This is a genomic window from Sporosarcina sp. GW1-11 (genome assembly GCF_033088395.1).
Taxonomy (GTDB): Bacteria; Bacillota; Bacilli; order Bacillales_A; family Planococcaceae; genus Sporosarcina.
Genome location: NZ_JAPMIW010000014.1, coordinates 1 through 3,752 on the forward strand (window position 1 = coordinate 1; position 3,752 = coordinate 3,752).

At 43.0% G+C, this 3,752-nt stretch carries 4 protein-coding genes; 2 read left to right on the forward strand and 2 right to left on the reverse strand.

Going from position 1 to position 3,752, the window contains the following annotated elements; genetic code table 11:
- Positions 1-534 precede the first annotated feature (534 nt).
- Positions 535-660, forward strand: a complete 126-nt coding sequence (locus ORD22_RS09920) for a hypothetical protein (RefSeq protein WP_317645805.1) — start codon at positions 535-537, stop codon at positions 658-660.
- Positions 661-844: 184 nt separating this feature from the next.
- On the forward strand, positions 845-979 hold the full coding sequence (locus ORD22_RS09925; RefSeq protein WP_099687387.1) for a YqzM family protein: 135 nt from the start codon (positions 845-847) through the stop codon (positions 977-979).
- Between the two features lie 65 nt (positions 980-1,044).
- Here the strand turns inward: ORD22_RS09925 and ORD22_RS09930 are convergent, their stop codons facing one another.
- Positions 1,045-3,081, reverse strand: coding sequence for a DNA internalization-related competence protein ComEC/Rec2 (locus tag ORD22_RS09930; protein ID WP_317645806.1), 2,037 nt, complete (start codon positions 3,079-3,081; stop codon positions 1,045-1,047).
- A gap of 245 nt (positions 3,082-3,326) precedes the next feature.
- Positions 3,327-3,752 (reverse strand): deaminase (locus tag ORD22_RS09935; protein WP_317645807.1); only part of this gene is annotated, 426 nt, incomplete at its 5' end.

Sequence of the window (3,752 nt, forward strand, 5' to 3'; positions counted from 1 at the left end):
TATACAGTAGCGTATTGATGTGTCTAGGACTTACTACTAGTTAGTCATGTGTCGTAGCTCGACTTTTTTTATGTTACTGAAGTTAGTAACGGTCGGTTTCCTATCACCGCTTCGGCACGTGGGGGATTGCCTCCCGCCATGAGCCAACTAGCAAAGAACGCTAGCTGTCTCATGGCTTCGGCCGACCCCGCAGTTGTGCCTTCGCTGGTGAGTACAATGTAGTTTTAGTGGGCTTTGGCACTTACCGAATTAAACCTTTCAACTTCAATGTACTATGCTATTTATTTTCCTAACGAAACGAAGGCGCCTTACAAGCGGTAGGCGGAGCAATAAGACAGATAGGTGCACTTACTTTCTGGCTCATTGCGGGAGCCATCCGCAAGCGCCGCAGTGAGTTCAGTTATGAATTACTTCACTACATACAGAAGCGGATTGATGTGTCTTGAACTTACTGAATTCTTACTAATTTCAACGTACTATACCACTTATTTCCCTACATCAAACGAAGGCGCCTTACAAGCGGTAAGCGGAGCGATGAGACAGAAAGGTGCTCTTCCTTTCTGGCTTATTGCGGGAGCCATCCGCCAGCGCCGCAGTGAGTTCAGTGATGAATTACTTCACCATATACAGAAGCGGATTGATGTGTCTAGAACTTACTGAATTCCTTACTAACGTCAAAAACTATGGCACTTACTTCCTTTCTGTCTCATTGCAGGAGCCATCGGACAGCGCTAGACTTTGAACAAATTGTGTCATCGTTCATGGAAGATGCATTAAACTGCGATTTTTATGGATTTTTCGCTCACTTTCATCTATACTTAGTATGGAATTAGGAGGTGTAGCAATGAATGAATTTGAACATGATGTTCAATCAAAACGTAATGATGCGATTGACTCAGGCATTGGCTTTGGTGTAGCGTTTATCGGTTTTTCTTTAATTTTTGTTATTGCTACGATCATCGATATCGTTGCCCGCTAATCAATATCGGATAAAATAGACACAACCGTTTATATACGGCTGTGTCTATTTGCTTTGTTGGGACATTATCTGGAGGACGAAATCGTGTAGGAATCGCCTTTTAGACGAAGCTCAATAGTGCCATTTACTGCCGTAGATAAATACGGAATATTGTGTCCTTTAAAACGCTCTATGACTTCTGGATGAGGATGACCGTATCTGCTGTTTCGACCCGCTGAGATGAGGACCTGTTCAGGTTTCAGGAAACGCACAAATTCTTCTGTGCTAGACGTTTTACTACCATGGTGACCTGCCTTTAAAATAACTCGTCCGAAGTCTGTTGTCTGATAACGACTTAACATCCTACGTTCGCCATCCATTTCTAAATCTCCCGGAAAGACACAAGTCAACTTTCCATTCGCCATTACAAGCACTAATGAACTATCATTGCCTTCATAGCGATTCCCTTCAGGTGCAACGTATTGAAATTGATAGCCACTTAGGGACCAATGTTCACCTTCTCCCACTAATCGAAAAGGAATCTTTTGTTGCTGTGCTAAACGCAAGACATCGACCATAGACTTCCCTTGTTCGCTTCCTGGCGGGGCATTAATTTCCTTTACTCGCAACTCTTCCAACACTTCATCCGCACCTTCCATATGATCCGCATCGTCATGCGTGATGATCAAGCGATCAATTGTCGTAATGCCTTTTGCTTTTAAATAAGGCACCACAATATTACGGCCGACTTCAAACGGCCGATCAGATGTTTTCCAATTCTTTTCACCGAAATGAACGACACCTCCTGTATCGATGACGTAGACTGCTTTGCGAAAAGGTAGTTCAATAATCGTGCTATCCCCTTGCCCGACGTCCACATATGAAACAATAACATCTCGATGCAACACCGGCTTGATTTCCAAGTAGAGCGCTGGCAGTAGAAGACAGACAATACCGAGGACAATCGACTTCTTCCTTTCAAGGCAAACGAAGAAGATTAAAATACCGATGACAGCGAATGTCGCACCCCACCCATCCGGTTGCCCTGGTGTCCATAGTTGATAAGGCAACGAAGCAAGCCATGACGTCATACTCCCAATCCACTGCCGAATCGGTTCATAGATGAAAAACAAAATTTGTGCGAGTGGAGGTGCTAGATAACTACAAGCAAGCAAAAGTATATTCGCTGGCAAAATGACAACTGAATACAACGGTACGTAAAACAAATTGGCAATGAATGAGGATAGCGACAATTCATAAAAGTGGTATAGCAATATTGGATAGAGTGCGATTTGCGTTATGACAGTCACTAGAAACGACACACGCAAACTCGTTGAAGCATCACGCAAAATAGCAGATGAATATAGCAGTGAAAAAGCTGCTAAATAGGATAATTGAAAGCCAGGCTGAAAAACGATATACGGCTGTGAAATAATAAACAGCATGGCACTCATCGCTAACGCATCATCTAACCGCAGCCGAAGATTTCCGGAAACCGACAACAGTAAAATCATAGTCACAGTCACCGCCCGCCAAACAGAAGGCGCACCACCCGCAATGCAAGCGTAAAGCGGCAAAAAGAACAACAAGCAATATGTGACCCATTCTTTACGAAAACCGATACGCAGTAAGATAGCCCGAATGAAAAAAGTCAGTAGTCCAACATGCAAGCCGGAAATCGCAAATAAATGGGTAATACCAAGCGTTCGATACTCTGCTTGCAACGACAGATCCATTCCCGTACGGTCACCAATTAGTAACGCCTCTGCTTCCGTAACGAGCGAAATCGGAAAATGACTTCCAATATGCTGTTTAATGCTAGAGCGGTAGTGAGACAAACGAGAACGAATCGTAGCTAATCGTTCATTGGTTTGAATTTTTGTAATTTCAAGAATGCCTGCAGCACCGTTCATCCGCAAATAGCGTGCCATATCAAACGCGTAATCATGTGCGGCTGGTTCCATTTCTTTCTGCATGACTTCTGCTGTAAATTGGTAAGTCGCTAAATTAATCGATTGGAATAATTCTTTTTGACGTTCAGATTCGAGCGCATACATCATATAGACTACCATGCCGTCTGAAGTGCGCGCGAAGCCTTTCACTATCGCTCCATCAATTTTCACTTGGTCATGCCAAACAAAGGTAACAATAGAAGAACTGTCAGGGAGAGTAGTTGGTTTACTAGAGAAATAAAAAAAGGAGAGACCTACAATTATAGTGCAAAGAAAGAGATGAAGATAGTCTTTTCGTAGAAAGTAAAATGGTATGAGGAATAGTAAGTTAAGTAATAAAAGCGACCCTGAAAGCTCAGCTGCAAATGCAGAAATCGCTATAGGAATCGCTATATACATCCATCGTATCGATCGGATTAATTGCCAAATAAATGATTCACCCTTTGCGAAAGGGCATCCAGTTCTTCATCATTTGCGCCGAGTGCTTGCATTTTCGTTAGCATATCACCGAACAATGCAAATTTCTCCTCACTCGCGAAGTCTATCGAACGATTATCAAACGGAACTTTTTCTATGATTACACCTGCTTTCGCAAACAACTCGATCGCATAATCACTGTTGCGGTAGTCTTCCGCATAGTTGACGCGTTCAATTCCCGCTTGAATCAATGCTTTACTACACTGTAGACAAGGGAAATGTGTCACATAGATTGTGGCACCTGCAACGGGTATGCCATACTTTGCACATTGCAATAATGCGTTCATTTCCGAATGAATGGTCCGTACGCAATGATTATCTACTACGTAACAACCATGTTCGATACAGTGATCGCCACCTGAAAT